This window comes from Xanthomonas hortorum (genome assembly GCF_040279205.1).
Taxonomy (GTDB): domain Bacteria; phylum Pseudomonadota; class Gammaproteobacteria; order Xanthomonadales; family Xanthomonadaceae; genus Xanthomonas; species Xanthomonas hortorum_F.
Map to the genome: position 1 here is coordinate 1 of NZ_JBEOLS010000030.1, position 19,938 is coordinate 19,938.

General features: G+C 64.3%; 20 protein-coding genes. 5 read left to right on the top strand and 15 right to left on the bottom strand.

The window, feature by feature from the left end; all coding sequences use genetic code 11:
- Positions 1-270: 270 nt before the first annotated feature.
- Positions 271-1,335: a CmpA/NrtA family ABC transporter substrate-binding protein gene (locus tag ABS769_RS12835; protein ID WP_317062048.1), complete on the bottom strand. Its 1,065-nt coding sequence runs from the start codon at positions 1,333-1,335 to the stop codon at positions 271-273.
- Positions 1,336-1,339: 4 nt separating this feature from the next.
- Positions 1,340-1,912: an ANTAR domain-containing response regulator gene (locus ABS769_RS12840; RefSeq protein ID WP_317062049.1), complete on the bottom strand. Its 573-nt coding sequence runs from the start codon at positions 1,910-1,912 to the stop codon at positions 1,340-1,342.
- A gap of 82 nt (positions 1,913-1,994) precedes the next feature.
- Between ABS769_RS12840 and ABS769_RS12845 the strand changes: the two genes are divergently transcribed.
- On the top strand, positions 1,995-2,993 hold the full coding sequence (locus ABS769_RS12845) for an NAD(P)-dependent oxidoreductase (RefSeq protein WP_317062050.1): 999 nt from the start codon (positions 1,995-1,997) through the stop codon (positions 2,991-2,993).
- A gap of 28 nt (positions 2,994-3,021) precedes the next feature.
- Here the strand turns inward: ABS769_RS12845 and ABS769_RS12850 are convergent, their stop codons facing one another.
- Genes ABS769_RS12850 through ABS769_RS12860 form a run of 3 tightly spaced genes read right to left on the bottom strand, consistent with a single transcriptional unit; the run spans position 3,022 to position 5,237 of the window.
- Positions 3,022-3,384: a hypothetical protein gene (locus tag ABS769_RS12850; protein ID WP_006448716.1), complete on the bottom strand. Its 363-nt coding sequence runs from the start codon at positions 3,382-3,384 to the stop codon at positions 3,022-3,024.
- Entirely contained in the window at positions 3,368-3,937 is a 570-nt protein-coding gene (gene mobA / locus ABS769_RS12855) for a molybdenum cofactor guanylyltransferase (protein WP_317062051.1), read from the bottom strand. Before mobA ends, ABS769_RS12850 begins: the two co-directional genes overlap by 17 nt.
- A gap of 46 nt (positions 3,938-3,983) precedes the next feature.
- On the bottom strand, positions 3,984-5,237 hold the full coding sequence (locus ABS769_RS12860; RefSeq protein ID WP_350498175.1) for a molybdopterin molybdotransferase MoeA: 1,254 nt from the start codon (positions 5,235-5,237) through the stop codon (positions 3,984-3,986).
- Between the two features lie 193 nt (positions 5,238-5,430).
- Here ABS769_RS12860 and ABS769_RS12865 point away from each other — a divergent pair, with 193 nt between their 5' ends.
- Positions 5,431-5,706: a hypothetical protein gene (locus ABS769_RS12865; protein ID WP_115038990.1), complete on the top strand. Its 276-nt coding sequence runs from the start codon at positions 5,431-5,433 to the stop codon at positions 5,704-5,706.
- Here the strand turns inward: ABS769_RS12865 and xth are convergent.
- Positions 5,699-6,679, bottom strand: coding sequence for an exodeoxyribonuclease III (gene xth / locus ABS769_RS12870; RefSeq protein ID WP_317062053.1), 981 nt, complete (start codon positions 6,677-6,679; stop codon positions 5,699-5,701). The two genes, ABS769_RS12865 and xth, sit on opposite strands and share 8 nt — an antisense overlap.
- A 194-nt stretch (positions 6,680-6,873) precedes the next feature.
- Positions 6,874-7,089 (bottom strand): hypothetical protein, encoded by a 216-nt coding sequence (locus ABS769_RS12875; protein ID WP_317062054.1) that lies wholly within the window; start codon positions 7,087-7,089, stop codon positions 6,874-6,876.
- A 47-nt stretch (positions 7,090-7,136) separates the two neighbouring features.
- On the opposite strand from ABS769_RS12875, the gene moeB reads away from it, so the two are divergent.
- Positions 7,137-8,336: a molybdopterin-synthase adenylyltransferase MoeB gene (gene moeB, locus ABS769_RS12880; RefSeq protein ID WP_317062055.1), complete on the top strand. Its 1,200-nt coding sequence runs from the start codon at positions 7,137-7,139 to the stop codon at positions 8,334-8,336.
- Between the two features lie 158 nt (positions 8,337-8,494).
- Here moeB and ABS769_RS12885 read toward each other — a convergent pair whose 3' ends face one another.
- From ABS769_RS12885 to ndk, 8 genes are all read right to left on the bottom strand, one after another.
- Entirely contained in the window at positions 8,495-9,715 is a 1,221-nt protein-coding gene (locus ABS769_RS12885) for a molybdopterin molybdotransferase MoeA (protein ID WP_317062056.1), read from the bottom strand.
- A 210-nt stretch (positions 9,716-9,925) separates the two neighbouring features.
- Entirely contained in the window at positions 9,926-11,323 is a 1,398-nt protein-coding gene (gene der, locus ABS769_RS12890) for a ribosome biogenesis GTPase Der (RefSeq protein ID WP_006448726.1), read from the bottom strand.
- A 10-nt stretch (positions 11,324-11,333) separates the two neighbouring features.
- Positions 11,334-12,551, bottom strand: a complete 1,218-nt coding sequence (gene bamB, locus ABS769_RS12895; protein ID WP_317062057.1) for an outer membrane protein assembly factor BamB — start codon at positions 12,549-12,551, stop codon at positions 11,334-11,336.
- Positions 12,551-13,189 carry a YfgM family protein gene (locus ABS769_RS12900; protein WP_023903989.1) on the bottom strand — a complete coding sequence of 213 codons (639 nt, stop codon included), beginning with the start codon at positions 13,187-13,189 and terminating at the stop codon, positions 12,551-12,553. The genes bamB and ABS769_RS12900 overlap by 1 nt, the downstream gene beginning before the upstream one ends.
- A gap of 70 nt (positions 13,190-13,259) precedes the next feature.
- Positions 13,260-14,120, bottom strand: a complete 861-nt coding sequence (locus ABS769_RS12905; RefSeq protein WP_317062058.1) for a RodZ domain-containing protein — start codon at positions 14,118-14,120, stop codon at positions 13,260-13,262.
- Positions 14,117-14,890 (bottom strand): tetratricopeptide repeat protein, encoded by a 774-nt coding sequence (locus ABS769_RS12910; RefSeq protein ID WP_317062070.1) that lies wholly within the window; start codon positions 14,888-14,890, stop codon positions 14,117-14,119. The genes ABS769_RS12905 and ABS769_RS12910 overlap by 4 nt, the downstream gene beginning before the upstream one ends.
- A gap of 10 nt (positions 14,891-14,900) precedes the next feature.
- A complete protein-coding gene (rlmN, locus tag ABS769_RS12915) occupies positions 14,901-16,106 on the bottom strand; it encodes a 23S rRNA (adenine(2503)-C(2))-methyltransferase RlmN (protein WP_023903986.1) in 1,206 nt (401 codons plus the stop codon).
- 18 nt (positions 16,107-16,124) lie between these two features.
- Positions 16,125-16,550, bottom strand: a complete 426-nt coding sequence (ndk, locus tag ABS769_RS12920) for a nucleoside-diphosphate kinase (RefSeq protein WP_006448732.1) — start codon at positions 16,548-16,550, stop codon at positions 16,125-16,127.
- Between the two features lie 219 nt (positions 16,551-16,769).
- Between ndk and ABS769_RS12925 the strand changes: the two genes are divergently transcribed.
- Together ABS769_RS12925 and ABS769_RS12930 are read left to right on the top strand one after the other, a co-directional pair.
- Positions 16,770-17,402 (top strand): TetR/AcrR family transcriptional regulator, encoded by a 633-nt coding sequence (locus tag ABS769_RS12925; protein ID WP_317062059.1) that lies wholly within the window; start codon positions 16,770-16,772, stop codon positions 17,400-17,402.
- A gap of 25 nt (positions 17,403-17,427) precedes the next feature.
- Positions 17,428-19,800 carry a 3-hydroxyacyl-CoA dehydrogenase/enoyl-CoA hydratase family protein gene (locus ABS769_RS12930; protein WP_317062060.1) on the top strand — a complete coding sequence of 791 codons (2,373 nt, stop codon included), beginning with the start codon at positions 17,428-17,430 and terminating at the stop codon, positions 19,798-19,800.
- Positions 19,801-19,938: the final 138 nt, after the last annotated feature.

Genomic DNA, 19,938 nt, shown 5'->3' on the forward strand with positions numbered 1-19,938 from the left:
CCACTGGTCCTTGCCCGCCCACCGTCGCGGGACCTTACGCGGCATGGATGCCGCGTAAGAGCCTACATGGACGTACTTGCGGCGTGTCCCGCGATGGTGGGCGGGCAAGGGCCCTGCAACCAAGTCGCAGATCAACCGCTCTAAAACCGACACAGACCTCAGGTGACTACGGGCATGCATAGGAGTAAGGAGTGCATGCGGCACCATGCTGGTTGCCTTGCCGACAACGTGTTCTAAGCTAGCGACTGCACAGTGATTTAGTCATTCGCCCTAGAGCGCATCGAACAACCGATTACCGCGGTGATCGTCGTCCGGCACAGCCACACCCACGCGGGCTGCCGCGCGCCGATAGTTGTCCAGCCGATGGATATCGCGCAGCCGCGCGATGTCATCGTCGTGGATGTCATGCCAGCCCCAACGCTGAAACTGGGTCAGGAACCACTCGCCGTCCGACAGCCACGGCATGTTCACCGCACCATTGCGATGAAAGGCCAGCGCCGTCGCATCGTTCGCATGAATCTCGATATCGGCGTCCATACAAGCCGCCAGATGCGCAGCCGACACACCGATATGCTGCGGCTCGGCCAACCACTGCGCACATTGCGCGCGATTGCCCGGCGCCGCATCCAGCCAGCGGCAGGCCTCCAGCACGCAGGCGGTCAGCCGCTCGGTCAACTCCGGTTGCAGCGCGGCGAACTCGCGCCGGCAGGCCAGCACTTTTTCCGGATGCCCCGCCCACAACTCCCCACTGCGGATCACGCGGCGACCGCTGCCCTGCGCCTCGGCCACTGCGGCCCATGGCTCGCCGGAGCAATAGCCATCGACCAGCCCGCTAGCCAAGGCCTCGGGCATCTGCGGCGGCGGAATGCTGAGCACCTCCACATCGCGCATCGGGTCCACCCCGCACGCGGCCAGCCAGTAATACAACCACAACGCATGCGTACCGGTGGGAAAGGTCTGCGCAAACACCGCACGGCGGCCCAGACCGGCAAGCACCTGCGGCAACGCGTGACCATCGGCCAAGGCCTGCGCGAGCGCAGGTGCCAGCGTGATCGCCTGGCCGTTGTGGTTGAGCGTCATCAACAACGCCATCGGGCATTGCGGCCCGGCAATGCCGAGATCGATCGCATACACCAGGCTGGCCAGGGCATGCGCCGCATCGACCTCGCCGGCCAGCAGACGGTCGCGCACGCCGGCCCACGACGCCTGACGCTGCAGCTCCAACTGCAAGCCATGCGCACGGTCCAGGCCCAGCCGTTGCGCCGCGATCAGCGGTGCGCAATCGATCAGCGGCATGTAGGCCACGCGCAATACGGGGAGGTTGGCTTGGCTCATGTGTTCATCCCAACAGCTCGGCCATGGCCACGATGCGTCGCGCCACTTCGGCCAGTTTGACGCCCTGCTTCATCGCTTGCTGGCGCAGCGCCGCGTAGGCGTCGGCCTCGCTCAGGCCACGTTTTTCCATCAGCAGGCCCTTGGCGCGATCGATCTGCTTGCGGTCCTGCAGCGCCTGCTGCACATCGTCCAGACGTCTGCGCATGCTGCTTTCCTGCGCGAATCGGGCAAGCGCCACCTGCACGATCGGCGCCAGCCGCGCCGGTGCCAGGCCATCGACCACGTACGCGGTGACGCCTGCGCCGACGGCCGCATGGATCAACGCATCGTCGCCGTCGCCGGAAAACATCACCACCGGGCGCGGCGCATGGGCGTGCAGCATCGACAGTTGCTCCAAGGTATCGCGCGAAGGCGAGTCCACATCGATCACCACCACATCCGGCTGTTGGCTCTGCACCGCATGCAACAACGCACCGACCGAGGCCACATCGTCGAGCACCGTATAACCGGCGCGCGTCAATGCCTGGCGCAGTTCGCCAATCGGCTTTTCGGTATCGTTGACTAGCAAAACACGCATTGGCGGCAGCGAGGCGTGGACGTGGCTGGATGGTGCCATGCAACATGCTGTCGGTGCGAGTCATCTTTTCGGAGTCTGTCTGATGCCGTTGTTCCCGTTGTTCGCAAACCTGCAAGCGCGCCCCGTGTTGGTGATCGGCGGTGGCGAGGTCGCCACGCGCAAGGTGCTCGCCCTGCTCAAGGCCGGCGCGCAGATCCGTCTGTATGCGCATGCGCTCTCGCCCGAACTCGCAGTGCTGATGCAAGCCGGTCGCTTCGAGCAGTTGGGCGGCGAATTCGATCCAGCCTGGATCGACGACGTGTGGCTGGTGGTCGCCGCCACCGACGATGGCGAGTTGAATCAACGTGTCGCCGCTGCCGCCGGCGCGCGCCAGCGCCTGGTCAATGTGGTGGACGATGCAGAGCTGTCGACCTACCAGGTGCCGGCGATCGTGGACCGCGACCCGCTGGTCATCGCCATCTCCTCCGCAGGCGCTGCCCCGATGCTGGCACGGCGTCTGCGCGAACGGCTGGAGCGCGAGCTGGATGCCTCGGTCGGCCGCTTCGCTGGACTATTTGCGCGTCACCGCGAGCGCATCCGCAGCCAGTTCCCCGATATGAATCGGCGCAGGCGCTGGTTCGATCGCGTCATCGATGGCGAAGTGCCGTTGCTGCTGCAAGCCGGCAACGACGACGCCGCCGAAACCGCGTTCACCGCGGCACTGGACGATGCCGGGGCGGTGCCGGCGCGTGGCAGCGTGCAACTGGTCGGCACCGGCCCGGGCGATCCCGGCCTGCTCACCTTGAAAGCGCTACGCGCGATGAATCTGGCCGACGTGCTGCTGATCGGCGACGACATCCCCGATGCGGTGCTGGAACTGGCGCGTCGCGATGCCGAACGCCGCACCTTGCCGCGCGATACCGATGCACAACAGCATCTGTTGCTGGAACTGGCGACAGAAGGCCTGCACGTGGTCGCATTGCGCAGCGGCGCCGGCTACAGCGATGCCGATGCTGCTGCGATTGAAGCAGCGCTGCATGCGCGGGGCCTGGCATGTAATCGTGTGCCCGGCATTGCCATGCACATGCACGCCAACGCATAAGCGGCACGCACCTGCGGCCGTAGCTGGATCACGCTTTTGGAAACCGCTTGCGCGCACTGTCGCGCACGTCGATATCGAAGGTCACGCGCAACGCCGTGTGTTCGGCATGGCCAGCCCCGGCATCGAAGCTGAAACTCAGCCCGTCGCGGCTGGGCAACTGCCGTGCATGCTCCTCCAGCGCATCGCGCGGCACCGACAACTGCCAATGATCGGTGGCGCAGTTGCAGGCCGCGTGACCGCCGGTCAGGCTCACGCTGTGGCGCACCAATCGCGCGCCCTGCCCGCTCGGCAAGCGGCTTTCGTTATCGACCGTGCGCCCGGCAAGCAACTCGGCCAATTCGGCTTCGTCGATGCGAAAGCGCAGCTGCTGACCTTCAATCTGGATTTTCATGACTGAGCTGACTCCACTGCTCGGGCGTATTGCAATTGACGAACGCGCCGCGTTCGCTGGCGGTGACAGCCACGCGATGGCACTGCAGTGAACGCTGCAAGGCGCGCAGCGAGCGTGACGATGCAGCGCCGGCCATCAATGCCGAAAGTACCTCACGCACAACGCCATCCACGCACACACGCATCGGCAACATTTCGTCTTCGAAGGCGACGCAGCGTTGGTCTGGTGGCGCCAGCAGTCGATCCAGCAAGGGTTTGGACAACAGCGGCATGTCGACCGGCACCACTATCAAGGTCGTCGCGTCGGCCACATGCTCGATCACGCTGGCCAGACCACCGAGCGGCCCCAGATCCGGCTGCGCATCGGCAATCCCTGCATAGCCAGGACGATCACCACTGATCACTACGTCCAGCGCGCCTGCATCGCGCAGCAACGCCTGCATATGCGCAACCAATGGACGCCCGCGCCACGGCAGCAGCGCCTTGTCCTGGCCCATGCGCGAGGAACGGCCGCCTGCCAGCACCACACCGATCCACGGGTGTGTGGCGGTCATGCCGCCTGCCCGCAGGCACTGCGTCGCGCTGTAGGCCAACGCACGCTCATGGCGCAATCGCCGGTGCAGCCGGCTGCAGATGCCCCAGGCCGAACACCTGCGCCGTCGTACTGGGCGCGGCGCCATCGTCCTGCGGCTCAAGCACCGCCCACACATTGGCCTGCAACAACGGCGCCACGCGAAACGACTCTTGCTGCGGCAAGATCTGCACGCACATCACACCGGCATCGCCGCAGTTCAAACGCGCGCGCAGGTGCTGCCGCCAGATCGGTCGTGCGTGCATCGGTGTGTGCAGCGCAACACGCAAACCGCGCTCCGCAGGCATGCCAAGCAAATCACGCAAGGCCGGCTCGACAAAAAAGCGTAGCCCGGCAGCGCTGGCCATCGGGTTGCCTGGCAAACCGAAATACAGCGCGCCGTCCGCAAAGCGCGCCAACAACACCGGCTTGCCTGGCCGCACCGCCACCTTATGAAATAGCAACGCCGCCCCATGTCGCGCCAACGCATCCGGCACGAAATCGTAGCGACCACGCGACACCGCACCGGTGCTCAGAATCACGTCGGCTCCCGCATGTCGCGCTTGCGCGAGCGCCGCATCGAAGGCGGCAGCGTCATCTCCCACCTGACCGCGCCATACCAGCTCCGCACCCGCAGCCTGCAACTGACTGAGCAGATAGCTGCTGGTGCCATCGCGGATCTGGCCGGGCTGCAGCGGCTGCGCAGGATCGCCGACCAATTCGCGGCCGGTTGCGATCAAGGCCACACGCGGGCGCCGCACCACCTGCACGCGCGCGCAGCCCAGCCCGGCCAACAGCATCAGATGCGCAGCGCGCAGCACCGTACCGGCCTCGATCACGCGATCGTGCAAGGCCACATCCTCACCGCGTCGGCGAATGTGCTGGCCCGCACGCACATCGACGCGCAGCCGGATGCGGCTGGGGCGTGCGCCGTCATGCGCCAGCAGCTCCACCTGTTCGATCGGCACCACGGCATCCGCACCTGCAGGCAAGCCGGCACCGGTCATGATTTCCCAGGCCGCGCCTGCCGTAATGCCACCGGCATCTTCGCCTGCGGCAACGGTGCCACCGACCGCGTGCTCACTTGCGGTCATTGCACCGCGGCCATCGGTGACCAACGCAAATCCATCCATCGCACTGTTGTCGAAAGCCGGCAGCTCGGCCGGGCTCGACAATGCCTGCGCAAGCACGCGGCCTTGCGCGTCCGCACTGTCCACCCACTCGGTGGCCTGTGTGGCGACCTGCTGATGGATCAGTGCAAGGGCTTCGGCGTAGCTGATCATGAGCAAGGCGACTGCCGACCGATGGATGACCTGGCTAGGATACCGGCCTCCAGCGCGGCTGGTACAGGCATGCCGCGACGGCGAATGCACCAGTGACCGATCACGCGATCACCCCAGCGCTCGACGCTGCTCGAACGCATCGTCAACACGCTGCGCCGCACACTTGCAGGTAGTTTTTTCATCTTTGCACACCATGCAATTCGTCGACCTTGTTGGCTGGCTCGCCAGCGCCATTCTGATCGCAACCTTGATCCGCCAGATTTACAAGCAATGGCAGTCGCCTGCGGCACAGGGCGTCTCGCGCTGGTTGTTTGTCGGTCAGATCAGCGCCTCGGTGTTGTTTATCGTTTACAGCTATCTGGTCGGCAATGCGGTATTTATCGTCAGCAATGCACTGATCCTGCTGACCGCCATCACCGGCTATGTGCTGCAACGGATCAAGCATCGCCAGCTGCGTGGCATCAGCTGACGCGCTTGGCTGCCTTGCGCGGCTTGGCAGTGCGCTGCATCGGTTTTTTTGCTGCAGCCTTCTTGGCGGTGGCCTTCGATACGCTTTTCTTTTCCGTCGCGCGCACAGGCGTTTTTTTCACAGCCGCACGCTTGCGCGGCTTCGACGCAGCCTCGGTCTCCACCACTGTCTCTGCAACTGCATCCGGCACACCCACGCTGATCCAGGTCGGCGCATGGTCGCTGGCCTTCTCCAGGGCGCGCACCCACTTATCCACGCCGGCATCCTGCAAGCCGGGCGCCAGCGTGCGATTGAGCAGTAGATGATCGATACGCAAGCCGCGGTCACGCGCAAAGTGCTGGCGAAAATAATCCCAGAACGTATAGATGGGTGTATCGCCATGCACGGCCAGCAAGCTGTCGGTCCAGCCTTGCTGTAACAGCGCTGCATATGCCTGGCGACTTTCGGGCTGCAGCAACGCATCCTTGCGCCAGCCCTTGGGGTCGTAGATATCCGCATCGGTCGGCACCACGTTGAAATCGCCGATCAAGGCCACCGGATGCGGCAACTCGACCAAGGTCTTGGCATGGCGGATCAAGCGCTGAAACCAGGCGAGCTTGTAATCGAACTTCGGCCCCGGCTGCGGATTGCCGTTGGGCAGATACAGACACGCCACCACCACGCCATGAATCGCAGCTTCCAGATAGCGGCTTTGCCTATCGCCTGGGTCCCACGGCAGGCCGCGACGAATCTCCACCGGGTCTGCGCCCCGTGCAAGCAGGGCCACACCGTTCCACGACTTCTCGCCCTGCCAGATCACCCCATAGCCGGCGTCACGGATCGCCTGTTCCGGAAACGCCTCCTGCGTGGCTTTGAGCTCCTGCAAGCCGACGATATCCGGTTGCTCGCGCTGCAGCCATTCCAGCAGATGTGGCAGCCGGCTGTGGATGCCATTGACGTTGAAGGTGGCGATCTTGCGTGTGGTGGCTGACATGGGAATGCGAGCGGCCCTTTGCGTAAGGTAACGACAATGGCTGCAGCCGCATGAAGCCGATGCTCAAGCGAGGTGAAGCCTCTGCTTACCCCGCCCATGTGAAGGCCATGCCGCACAGTTAGCTCAGCAGTGAATGCCGAAGCAGCAAGCACTGCCGAACCGGTTTTGTCGGCCTCGCAGCGCGAAACGCTTAGTCAAGCTCCAGGGTCCGCAGGCCCGAGCTGCTGGGCCGCCAGCATCTCGTCGATCCGCTTGACGATCTGTGCGGCTTGTTCTGTCGAATCGGCCTTCGCTGTGATCGTCTCCGCACGTGCATGGAAGACATCCCAGAAATCATCCGGGTGCTGGCGTCGGATATCGGGCAATTCGTCGGCGAGGTGTTTCAGTTGCGCATCGATCTCGGGGGTCATGACTGGTCTCCTTTTGCGTCCACGCTACCGCGACCTCGGTGAGCCTGATGCCAACGCCGCCAGCCAGCACATCGCCGTGTCTGGGTTTGCGCGACAATAGCGGGATGAGCAGCCACGACATCACTCCCGCCGACGCCCGCGCTCGTGCCATGCAGGGCGCCTTGTTGATCGATATCCGGCAACTGCACGAACGCGCCAGCGGCCAGGCCGAAGGCGCACTGGCCATCGTGCAGAGCGATCTGGAAACTGCACCCGCACGGCATCTGCCCGAGCACACACGCGAGATCGTAGTGATCTGCCAAAGCGGCAAGCGCTCGGCGCAGACGGCCGAGGTGCTGCGTGCGCACGGCTATACAACGGTGTCTTCGGTACTCGGCGGCACCACCGCGTGGACGAACGACGGCCTGCCGCTGGTGCGCCCCTCGCTTCCGGCGGACGAACAGGATTTTCTAGAGCGCTATTCGCGCCATCTACGCCTGCCGCAGGTCGGTCTGGAAGGCCAGCAGCGGCTGGCGCGCGCGCGCGTATTGCTGGTCGGCGCGGGCGGGCTTGGCTCGCCGGCTGCGTTTTATCTTGCCGCTGCCGGTATCGGCCATCTGCGCATCGCCGACGACGATATGGTGGATCGCAGCAATCTGCAGCGCCAGATTCTGCACACCGAAGACAGCGTGGGTATCGCGAAAGTCGCCTCGGCTGCGCAGCGCATCGCCGCACTCAACCCACGCGTGCAGGTCGACGCGCTGCAGACACGCGTCACCGCCAGCAATGTCGAAGCATTGCTGCAGGACGTGGATGTGGTGATCGACGGTGCGGACAACTTTCCTGCGCGGTATCTGCTCAACGATGCCTGCGTCAAACTCGGCAAACCGTTGGTCTACGGCGCAGTGCAGCAGTTCGAAGGGCAATTGAGTGTGTTCGATGCCGGCCGCAACCGCGGTCATGCGCCCTGCTATCGCTGCCTGTTCCCAGAACCGCCACCGCCGGAGTTTGCGCCCAGCTGCGCCGACGCTGGTGTCCTCGGCGTGCTGCCTGGCGTCATCGGATTGCTGCAAGCCAGCGAGGCGATCAAGTTGCTGCTGGGGATCGGCGACAGCCTGGCCGGGCGCCTGCTCAGCTTCGATGCCTTGGCCATGCGCTTTCGCGAAATCCGTCTGCCACCCGATCCGCATTGCCCGGTCTGCGCGCCTGGCACCGCGTTCCCCGGCTATGCCGACTACGCCGCGTTCTGCGGCAGCGCAGTCGGCTGAAAGCGGCACTTAAATCGACTGCGCAGCGTCAGCCAGGCCTGAGCGGCCGTCATGGCACACCGCCCGGCCGCAGCGCTTCGACCTGCCGCCTACACGCTTGCCGCACACGCGCGTGAGAGCTATCGCCACGTGTTGTTCGCCACTGCTCCAGTGAGCGATCAAAGCGCGTAGGGAATCACCCGCACGATCTCGCCTGCCTCGAAGCGTCGTGCCTGCTCAGGCAACACGATCAGTGCATTGCTATCGGCCGCACCACGCAACAGATGCGACGCATCGCCGCGATGCGGCAGCGCAGTCAACCGCCCGTCCTCGCCGCACTCCAGGCGCCCGCGCAAAAACTCCAGGCGTTCGTGGCGTTTGTCCCACGGGCCTGCCAGCGCTGCATGCCACACCGGACGCGGTTCGCTGCGTCCCTGCAATCCATCCAGCAGCGGCACACCGTAGGCGATCAGCGTCGCCAGCACCGACACCGGATTGCCCGGCAAACCCAGCACCAGACAGCGGCCGATCTGCCCCAGCACCGCCGGCATGCCCGGGCGCATACGCACGCGCCAGAAGTGGATACGGCCCAGTTCGCCGATCAACTGGGGCAGATAATCCTTTTCCCCCGCCGAGACGCCGCCGCAGGTGATCACCACATCGAATGCAGCGGCTGCATCTTCCAGCATGGTGCGGATCCGCTGCGGATCATCCGGCAAGGTCGGCCACGCCGTCGGCGCGTAGCCCAGTGCCCGCAACTGCGCCATCAGCATGTCGCGGTTGCTGTTGTAGATCTGCCCCGGCCCCAACGGCATGCCAGGCTCTACCAGCTCGTCACCGGTGGCCAGTACCGCAATGGTGGGCCGCGGCGCCACCGCAAGCCGCGACAGCCCGAGCGCCGCCGCCAGCCCGATGCGGGCAGGCGTCAACACCTGTCCGGCCTGGATCACCAGATCGCCCGCACGCACATCGCTGCCGGCCAGACGCACCGCCGCGCCCAACGCAGGCATCGTGCGGAAGCGCACTACACCATCGCGCTCGTCTGCATCTTCCTTCGGGATCACGGTGTCGGCGCCATCGGGCAGCGGCGCGCCGGTGGTGATACGCAGACATTGCCCTGCGCTGAGGGTGCCGGTCCAACGCTCGCCAGCGAATTGCTCGCCGACCAGTTGCAACGACGCATCGCCGCCAGCGACATCGGCATGCCGCAACGCAAAGCCGTCCATCGCACTGTTGGCGAATGGCGGTAGTGCCAGCGGTGCAATCAGATCGGCAGCGGAAATCCGCCCATCGGCACGCGAGGTGGCGATGTTTTCATCGGGCGGGCGGTTTTGGGCCGCAACGGCCTGCAGAATCTGCAGCGCCTGCGCATACGGAATGCGGGAGGGATAGTCGGTCATGGCGCGCAGGATACCAGTGCGCCATGCCGGCTCAGAGCGGCGACCAGAACGATCACCTGTCCGTCAGAGAGCATGGCCGGCACTGCGGCCAGCACGAACCGCACGAACACGGCAGCTTCCAGGCGCGTTACTTAACCCAAGCTGGAGCTAGCACGCCACGCATGCCAGCTCGTCGAAGATGACACGCCACGCCCGGCGCGGCAGCGCTGCCTACTTGCCCTTGACGTGCTTCATCAAGCGCCGCTTGCGCGCCACCTGCCGCTCGGTGAGCGTGTTCTTCTTGCCCTCGTAAGGATTGGCGCCTTCGCGGAAGATGAAACGCACCGGCGTGCCGACCAGCTTGAAACGCTTGCGGAAGAAGTTTTCCAGATAGCGCTTGTACGACTCCGGCAACACTTTCAGACGCGTGCCATGCACGATGAAGGTCGGCGGATTTGCGCCACCCGGATGCACGTAACGCAGTTTGGAGACGTGACCACGGATGCTCGGCGGCGGATTGGTCTCGTAGGCGATTTCCAGCGCCTGGTTGACTTCGCTGGTGCTGAATTCATGCGTCGCCGAGGCATGCGCGCGGTGGATCGCCTGAAACAGCTCGCGCATGCCCGAGCCATGCAGCGCGGAAATCCGCACCGCCTCGGCCCAGCTGACAAAGCCCAACTTGCGCGACAGCAGGTCTTCGGCCTGCGCACGCTGATAGTCGCTCTGCCCGTCCCACTTGTTGATCGCCACGACCAACGCGCGGCCAGCGTCCAGGATCGCGCCAAGAATGGTCGCATCCTGATCGGTGACGCCTTCGCCGGCATCGAGCATCAGCACCGCGACCTGGCATTGTTCGATCGCCTGCAGCGTCTTGAACGCGCTGAATTTCTCCACCGCCTCCTCGACCTTGCCACGGCGACGCAGGCCGGCCGTATCGATCAAGCGGTATTGACGCCCGTCGCGGTCCATGTCCACGGCGATCGAGTCACGCGTGGTGCCCGGCACTTCCGAGGCGATCATGCGTTCTTCGCCGAGCAGGCGATTGACCAGCGTCGACTTGCCCACGTTCGGGCGGCCGACGAAGGCGATGCGCACGCGCGCCGGGTCGGTATCCAGCAGCTCGCCGGCACCTTCGGCAGGCAAGCGCGCACCGACTTCTTCCAGTAGTTCGTCGATGCCCTGCCGATGCGCGGCAGACAACGCCACCACATCGGAGAACCCGTAGCGCGCGAACTCCGAGCGCACGGTTTCTTCGTCGGTGCCGTCGATCTTGTTGATGACCAGCACGGTCGGCCGCGCCAGCTTGCGCAGCCAGGCCAGGATCTCGTCGTCGAGCGATGACGCGCCTTCGCGGCCATCGACCACGAACAGCACCAGATCGGCTTCGCCGGCAGCGGCACGTGCCTGACGCGCGGTGGCGCCGGCAAGACCTTCCTCGTCGCCGGCGATACCGCCGGTATCGACGACGATGAAGGGGCGCTCCTCATCGAGACGGCAGACCCCGTAGTTACGGTCGCGGGTGACGCCGGGCTGGTCGTGGACCAGGGCGTCACGGGTGCGCGTCAGCGCATTGAAAATGGTGGACTTGCCGACATTGGGCCGTCCAACCAGGGCGACCAGGGGCAGCATCGCAAAGTCCTTATTGTGCCAACCGGAAGGCGGTGATATCGCCATCGGTGTTTTGTACCAACAGAATGCCATCCACGACGATCGGCTGCGCCAGCAGCGTGTCGCGTCCAGCGCGAGCGCGCGCGGCCAGTGCACCATCGCTGAGTTTCAGCCAGTGCAGATAACCCTTGTAATCGCCAACCACGGCGTAATCGCCCTGGATGGCCACACCGGTCAGGGAGCGCCGTGCAAGCGCAGCCTGCGACCACATCGCCGCACCGCTGCTCTTGTCCAGGCCCCACACCGAGCCGGCGTTATCCGACACCACCACCACGCTGGACGACACGCCAACGCCACCGGCGCCGCCGTGATCGCGCGTCCACAGCGGACGGCCACTCGGGCCTTCCAGTGCGAGGGTTTCGTTCTTGAAGCTGGTTGCGTACAGCGTGGTGCCGTCGAGTACCGGTGCGCCATCCACGTCGGACATGCGCTCCAGCTCGGTACGGCCTTCCGGCACGCCGATGGCCTGTTCCCACAACGGGCGGCCGTCCTGCAGCGCCAGCGCACTCAAGGTGCCGCTGTCGTTGCCGACGAACACCACGCCCGGGCCGGTCACGATCGGCGCATTGCCGCGCACCGACAGGGTCGGGCCTTCCTCGGCATGGAACCAGCGGCGCTCGCCGGTGGTCGCGTCGAAGGCACTGACGCGACCATCGTTGCTACGCACCAGCACCAGACCCTGCGCAATGGCTGGTGCGGCGATGACCTCGTTCGGTACCTTGGCGCGCCACTTTTCCGTGCCATCGGCGTGGTTCAACGCAATCACGTCGCCAGACAGCGTACCGATCACCACCAGGCCTTCGCCAACCCCGGGACCACCGGACAGGCGCTGCTTGAACTTGCGATCGTTGCGCTCTTCTTTCTTGGGCTTGTATTCCCACACGCGCTTGCCGGTCTGCAGGTCCAATGCCTCCACGCCACCGGTGATCGCCGAGGCGTACACCTTGCCATCGGCCACGGCCGGACGCTGACGCACACCGATATGGCCCTCGCCCTTGCCGACGCCGGTAGACCACAGCTTGTCCACTTTGACCGAGGGCTCGAACTTGACCAGTTCGGCAGGTTCCTGCGCCTTCTTGGCAGCAGCATCCTTCCCGGCAAACCAGCCCTTGACCGTGCTGCAACCCGCCAACGACACGCCCATCAGGGCGATCAATGCAATGCGCTTGTACATATCAACCTGCTTCATCAAATCGGCTCCGCCGGATTGGGCACTTTGCCGCCCACATCCATCAGCTTGGTTTCGAGCAAACGGCGCTGCGGCGAGGCCACATCCACCGTGGTCAGGGCCTTGGCGTAGAGCGCACGCGCTTCATCCGGCTTGCCCTGCACAACCAGCGCATCGGCGCGGATCTCCAGACTGGTGTGGTCCTGCGCATCGGCCAGCAGCTTGATCGCTTCGTCCGGCTTGCCGCTTTCGGTCAGCACGCGCGCAAGGCGCTGCTGCACGATCTGCTTGAGCTCGCCTTCGGCGGGCACGTCGCGCAATGTCTTGATCGCTTCGGCGTGCTTGCCGGCATCCACCTGGGCCTTGGCCAGACGCAGCGCAGCCAGCTCGGCGTAAATACCGCCCTTGCCGTCGTCGAGCGCCACGATCTCTTTGGCGGCCTTGTCCAGGTCTTTGCCCTGGATCGACTTCACCACCGCCTCGTAGCGGGTATTGGCTTCCACCGATTGGGTGTTGGTGTGCTTCTGCCACCACTGCCAGCCCAGGATCAGGGCCAGGCCAACCACGACGCCGCCCACCAGACCCGCGCCATTCTTTCTCAACCAGGAACGAACGCGTTCGCCTTGTTCGTGTTCGTCCAGCAGATCGTCGATCGCCATGCGTACTCTCGCTCCGTCGTCCCGGAGGCGCGGAACATCAATAGGGAAAAATGAAAAACCGCAGTCCGCTTCACTCGGAAGCAGGTACCACGGAGCCGTCGGAGGATACCGCAAAACGGGCCACGTTAGCGCGCTGGAACGGTTTCAGATCGACGATACTGCCGCCTTGCTGAACCTCTACCGCCGACGCATTGCCCAGCACGATGCGACCCACCTGCCCCGGCGAATAGCTGCGCCGTTCGCCGGCACGCACCAGCGCTTTTTCGACCGCGCTGCCATCCGGTGACAGGATCTGCACCCAGCTGTCGCCGCTGAAACTCAACGACAAACTGCCGCCACTGGCGGCCGCAGCTGCAGGCGTCTCCACGTCGGGCGTGGCCCGCGGCACTGGCGTCATCGACGCGATGTACGGCGCGGGTTGCTCGCGTGGCGCATTGGCCGGCTGCGTTGCACCCGCGGCGGGTGTGCCGGTGTTTGCCGCTTCCGGCATGCTGTCCAGCGACACCGTACTCGGAGCATTCCCATCCAGATGCGAGCGGGTCGCATACCAGACCGGCACGGCGAACACACCGGTGATGACGACATACATCGCCTTGCGTGCGGTGCTTTCGAGAATGCGGCGCGCACGTGGCGTGTGCGTATGGCTGACCAGGGTGACCGGTTCGACAGGCGCAATGGTCGCCTGCAGCAACAGCGGCTCCAGGTCCACATGCAGCAGGCGCGCATAGCTGCGCAGCTGGCCGCGCACAAAGACCGGCGCGCCAAGGCGCTGCCATTCTTCCTGCTCCAACGAACGCACCACGTGTGCCGGCATGCGTAGCTTGCCGGCGACATCTTCCAAGCTCAGACCTGCTGCTTCGCGCGCTTCGCGCAAATGCTGTCCGCAGCCCTTTTCCTGCTCGAAAGGGTTCGGATGGGAATCATTGATCACAATGCATTGGCCCCGGGGTTGGCGGTCGCTGCGTCAGGGAATTCCTTGACCAACCGCTGGTGGTAACGGCCGGCGGCTACCTTGTCGCCGAGCCCTTGCTCAATCTGAATGGCGAGTTGTAACACGGAAGCAGTGACCGGTGCAGCCGCAAGACGTCTTTCGATAAACGCGCGGGCTTCGAAATAGGTCTTTCGCCCGGCCTCGTAGCGCGCCATTGATTCGAGCGCATATGCGCTGACCGGATCCAGTTCTAACGCTTTACGGAGATCGCGTGCAGCGCGCTCCGATTGCCCAGACTGCAGCGCGCATCCACCCGCATTAGCCAAAGCCGGTGCCGGTGGGTAGTTCGAATCCTGCAGCGCACGATCAAACCAGGCCAGAGACTCCAGTGCCTGGCCGTTCGCACACAGCCAAGCACCATAGTTGTTCAACACATCGCCACGTTGGGGCGCGAGTTCAGCGGTACGGCGATACGTCTCACCTGCTGCCGGATTACCCTGCCCCTGCTGAATCACACCCAGAAACATCAACGCATCAACCGAATTGGGCGTTTTTTTCAGAACCTCACGCACCAACTGTTCGGCGGCGGCATAATCACCACTTTGCAGGCGATTGTTCGCAAGACCAAGTCTTTGCTCCAATGCAATCCGATCACGCGTTGCTGCGCTGTCACGGAAATCGTAACTCGGCGCTACCTGTTCCACACTCCTGGCCTTGGCATTACGACCACCGCAGCCGACCAAGCCAAGCGCGATCGCCATGGCCGCCATTAACGCGAGATCACGCCGCCGCATCGCGATCGGCCTGGCCTTCCAGTGTGCGCAGGAAATCTGCCTGGCGACGGGTACGGTCCATGACCTGCCCCTTGAGCTGCCCGCACGCGGCGTCGATATCGTCGCCACGCGTGCGGCGAACCATCGTCAGCACCTGCGCGTCGAGCAGGATCTTCTGGAATGCACGGATCTCCGTCTCGCCAGAGCGCTCGTAGCGCGTGCCCGGGAACGGATTGAACGGGATCAAGTTGACCTTGCCGGCGTCCTTGGACTGCACCGCATTGTCGAACTGACGCATCAAGCGGGCCAGCTGACGCGCATGCTCCGGCTGGTCGTTGATGCCCTTCATCAAGGTGTATTCGAAGGTGACCGAATCGCGCTTCTTGTTGCCGCGCAGATAGCGCGCGCAAGACTCCATCAGCTCGGCGATCGGGTACTTCTTGTTCAAAGGCACCAGGCTCTCGCGCAGCGCGTCGTTGGCGGCATGCAGCGAAACGGCCAATGAGACATCGCTTTCGGTCGACAGCCGGTCGATCATCGGCACCAGGCCGGAAGTCGACAGCGTCACTCGCTTGCTGGCCAGGCCATAGCCCAGATCGTCGCGCATCACGCTCATCGCGCGCACGACGTTGTCGAAATTCATCAATGGCTCGCCCATGCCCATCATCACCACATTGGTGAGACGACGCTGCTGGTGCGGCACATTACCCAGATGGCGCGCCGCCACCCATACCTGCCCGACGATCTCGGCGGTGGTGAGGTTGCGGTTGAAGCCCTGGGTGGCGGTCGAACAGAAGGTGCAGTTCAAGCCGCAACCGACCTGGGAGGACACGCACAGCGTGCCGCGGCCCTTGTCGGGGATATACACCGTCTCGATCGCGTTCTTGCCGTCGGTGCCCATGGCCAGCAGCCACTTGTGGGTGCCGTCGGTGGAAGGCTTGTCGAACACAACGGTCGGGACGAGGACCTCGGCATGCTGGTGCAATTTCGCACGCAGCGCCTTGCCGAGGTCCGTCATCTGGTCGAAATCGGTGACGTAGCGATGGTGAATCCACTTCATCACCTGATGGGCACGGTAACGCGCTTCGCCGAGCGTGTCGGCGAAGAAGCGCTCCAGTCCCTCGCGGTCGAGGTCGAGCAGGTTCTGCTTGCGCAGTTCCGGGGTACGGACAGGGACGTCCTGCAGCACGGAGGGGATCACGACCTCATTCACGATTCGACTCTCTCGGCCTCAGCGCGAGACCACTTCAGTAGCGGCAAAGAAATACGCGACTTCGTTGGCAGCGTTCTCGACCGAGTCCGAGCCGTGAGCGGCGTTGGCATCGATCGAATCGGCGAAGTCGGCGCGGATGGTGCCCGGCGCAGCGTCCTTGGGATTGGTCGCGCCCAGCAGGTCACGGTGTGCAGCAACGGCGTTCTCGCCTTCCAGCGCCTGGATCACCACCGGGCCGGAAATCATGAACTCGACCAGCGCATTGAAGAACGGACGCTCGCGGTGCACGGCGTAGAAGCCTTCGGCTTCGCGACGCGAGAGCTGCTTGTACTTGGCGGCCACGATCTTCAGGCCGGCCTTTTCGAAACGGCTGTAAATTTCGCCGATGACGTTCTTGGCGACGGCATCGGGCTTGATGATGGACAGGGTGCGCTCCAGCGCCATGGGAAGATCTCCGTTGGGCGGGCCACTTGAAGACCCGAGGTTATCATGAAAAAAACCCGCGTCAAAACGCGGGCTTAGGCTTCTTTGCGATGGTCAATTCTATCTCTTAGTGAAGACCTTTGCACACCGCCTCCTGAATCGTGCTGCATTGCCGCATGACCGGCACAGTCTCCAGCCCGTAGACTCAAACAATCGTTTGATTGAGTTCCACCCCTGCGCATGCCCAAGCCCGCTCACTTCTCCACCAAGGACCGCATTCTCGGCGCGGCCGAGGAGCTGTTCGCCCAGCATGGCTTCGCCGGCACCTCGCTGCGCCAGCTGACCACCCAGGCAGACGTCAATATCGCCGCGGTCAACTACCACTTCGGCTCCAAGGAGAACCTGGTCAACGAGGTCTTCCGGCGCCGCATGGACGAGATGACCACCGCGCGGCTGCAGCAGCTGGAGGCTGCCAAGCGCACGCATCCGGGCGAACTCACCGCGGTGCTGGCAGCCTTCGTCGAGCCTGCCCTGGCGATGGCGCAGGACCGCCAGAGCGGCGGCGCGTTCGTGCGCGTGATCGCACGTGCCTACGCCGAAAAGAACGACAACCTGCGCAAGTTCCTGTCCGATCACTACGGCCATGTGCTGCGCGAATTCGGCAAGGCCATCGCCGCCTGCGTGCCGGGCCTGAGCAAGGAAGAGTTGTATTGGCGCCTGGATTTCCTGGCCGGTGCGCTGACCTATGCGATGGCCGATTTCGGGCTGATCAAGCGCCCGGCCGGCGTCAGCGAGGCCGACCACCGCGCGCGTGCCGCGCGCGAACTGATTCGTTTCGCGGAACCCGGTTTCCGCGCTCATTCCACACCGTAAACGTTCCACCAAGAGGCTAATTGCTATGTCCAATCCGTTGCTAGTCCGTCGCGCCGCCGTGCTCGGTGCCGGCGTCATGGGCGCGCAGATCGCCGCGCACCTCACCAACGCCGGTGTCGACACCGTGCTGTTCGACCTGCCCGCCAAGGAAGGTCCGGCCGACGGCATCGTGCTCAAGGCCATCGCCAACCTCGGCAAGCTTAGCCCTGCCCCGCTGGCCAGCAAGGCGCTGGCCGAGGCGATCACGCCGGCCAACTACGAGAGTGGCCTGGAGCAGCTGCGCGATTGCGATTTGATCATCGAAGCGATTGCCGAACGCATGGACTGGAAGCAGGACCTGTACAAGAAGATCGCCCCGTTCGTGGCCGAGCATGCGGTGCTGGCGTCCAACACCTCCGGCCTGGGCATCAACAAGCTCTCCGACGTGCTGCCCGAGCAATTGCGCCACCGCTTCTGCGGCGTGCATTTCTTCAACCCGCCGCGTTACATGCATCTGGCCGAGCTGATTCCGGCCAAGGGCACCGACAAGGCGGTGCTGGAAGGGCTGGAAAGCTTCATGGTCACCACGCTCGGCAAGGGCGTGGTGTATGCCAAGGACACCCCGAACTTCATCGGCAACCGCATCGGCGTGTTCTCGATCCTGGCCACCATCCATCACACGCAGGAATTCGGCCTGGGTTTCGATGAAGTGGACGGCCTGACCGGCCCGCTGGTCGGGCGCCCGAAGTCGGCGACCTACCGCACCTCGGACGTGGTCGGCCTGGACACCATGGCGCACGTGATCAAGACCATGGGTGACACCCTGCCGGACGACCCTTGGCACCAGTATTTCAAGTCGCCGAAGTGGCTCGACGCGCTGATCGCCAAGGGCGCGCTCGGCCAGAAAGTCGGCGCCGGCATCTTCCGCAAGGTCGGCAAGGACATCGTGGTGCTGGACCTGCAGAAGCAGGATTACCGCGCCGCTGATCGCACTGCCGCACCGGAAGTGATCGAGATCCTCAAGATCAAGAACCCGGCCGAAAAGTTTGCCAAGTTGCGTGAAAGCCAGCACCCACAGGCGCAGTTCCTATGGGCCAGCTTCCGCGACCTGTTCCACTACAGCGCCTATCACCTGGCCGATATCGCCGAGACTGCGCGTGACGTGGATCTGGCGATCCGCTGGGGCTACGGCTGGTCGCTTGGCCCGTTCGAAACCTGGCAGGCCGCCGGCTGGAAGCAGGTGGCGCAGTGGATTGCCGAAGACATCTCCAACGGCAAGAGCATGAGCAGCGCACCGCTGCCGAATTGGGTGTTCGACGGCCGCGACGGCGTGCATGCGGCCGAAGGCTCCTACAGCCCGGCGCGCGATGCCAAGCTGCCGCGTTCGGCGCTGCCTGTGTATAAGCGTCAGCGCTTCCCCGATCCGTTGCTGGGCGAGCAGTTCTCGCCGGGCGAGACGGTGTTCGAAAACGATGGTGTGCGCATGTGGCATGACGGCGACGATATCGCCGTGGTCAGCTTCAAGACCAAGATGAATACCGTTTCCGATCACGTACTTAACGGCTTGCAGGAAGTCGTGGGCCGCGCGGAGAAAGACTTCGCCGGGCTGGTGATCTGGCAGCAGAAGGAACCCTTCTCCGCCGGTGCCGATCTGGCTGGCGCGCTGGGCCTGTTGCAGGCCGGCAAGGTGGATGCGTTCGAAGCATTGGTCGCCAACTTCCAGGCCACCAGCCAGCGCATCAAGTACGCGCAGTTACCGGTGATTTCGGCAGTGCGCGGCCTGGCGCTGGGCGGCGGTTGCGAGTTCCAGATGCATAGCGCCAAGACCGTGGCCTCGCTGGAAAGCTACATCGGCCTGGTCGAAGCCGGCGTCGGCCTGTTGCCGGCCGGCGGCGGGTTGAAGGAAATCGCCGTGCGCGCATCGATTGCCGCCGGCCCGGGTGGCGATGTGTTCGCCGAGCTGAAGAAGACCTTCGAAACCATCGCGATGGCCAAGGTCTCCAACTCGGCGGTCAATGCCCAGGAACTGGGCCTGCTGCGCGCCACCGACAAGATCGTGTTCAACAGCTTCGAAGCGCTGCACATCGCCAAGGCCGAAGCGCGTGCACTGGCCGAAGGCGGCTACCGCGCGCCGCTGCCGGCACGCCGCATCCAGGTCGCCGGCGACGTCGGCATCGCCACCTTCAAGATGCTGCTGGTCAACATGCTGGAAGGCCGTTTCATCAGCGAATACGACTATGAAATTGCCACCCGCATCGCCACGGTGATGTGCGGCGGCGAAGTCGATCGCGGCGCGCTGGTCGACGAAGAATGGCTGCTCAAGCTGGAGCGCAAGCACTTCGTCGAACTGGCCCAGCAGGAAAAGACCCAGGCGCGGATTGGGCACATGCTCAAGACGGGTAAGCCGTTGAGGAACTGAGATTCGGGAATGGGGAATCGGGAATGGTGAAAAGCCAAATCGATTCCCTACTCCTCCCACTATTCTGCCGGTGGATGTCGAGGGTGAACTCAGGCGAATCCGCACTAGCGATTCCCGATTCCCCACTCCCCATTCCCG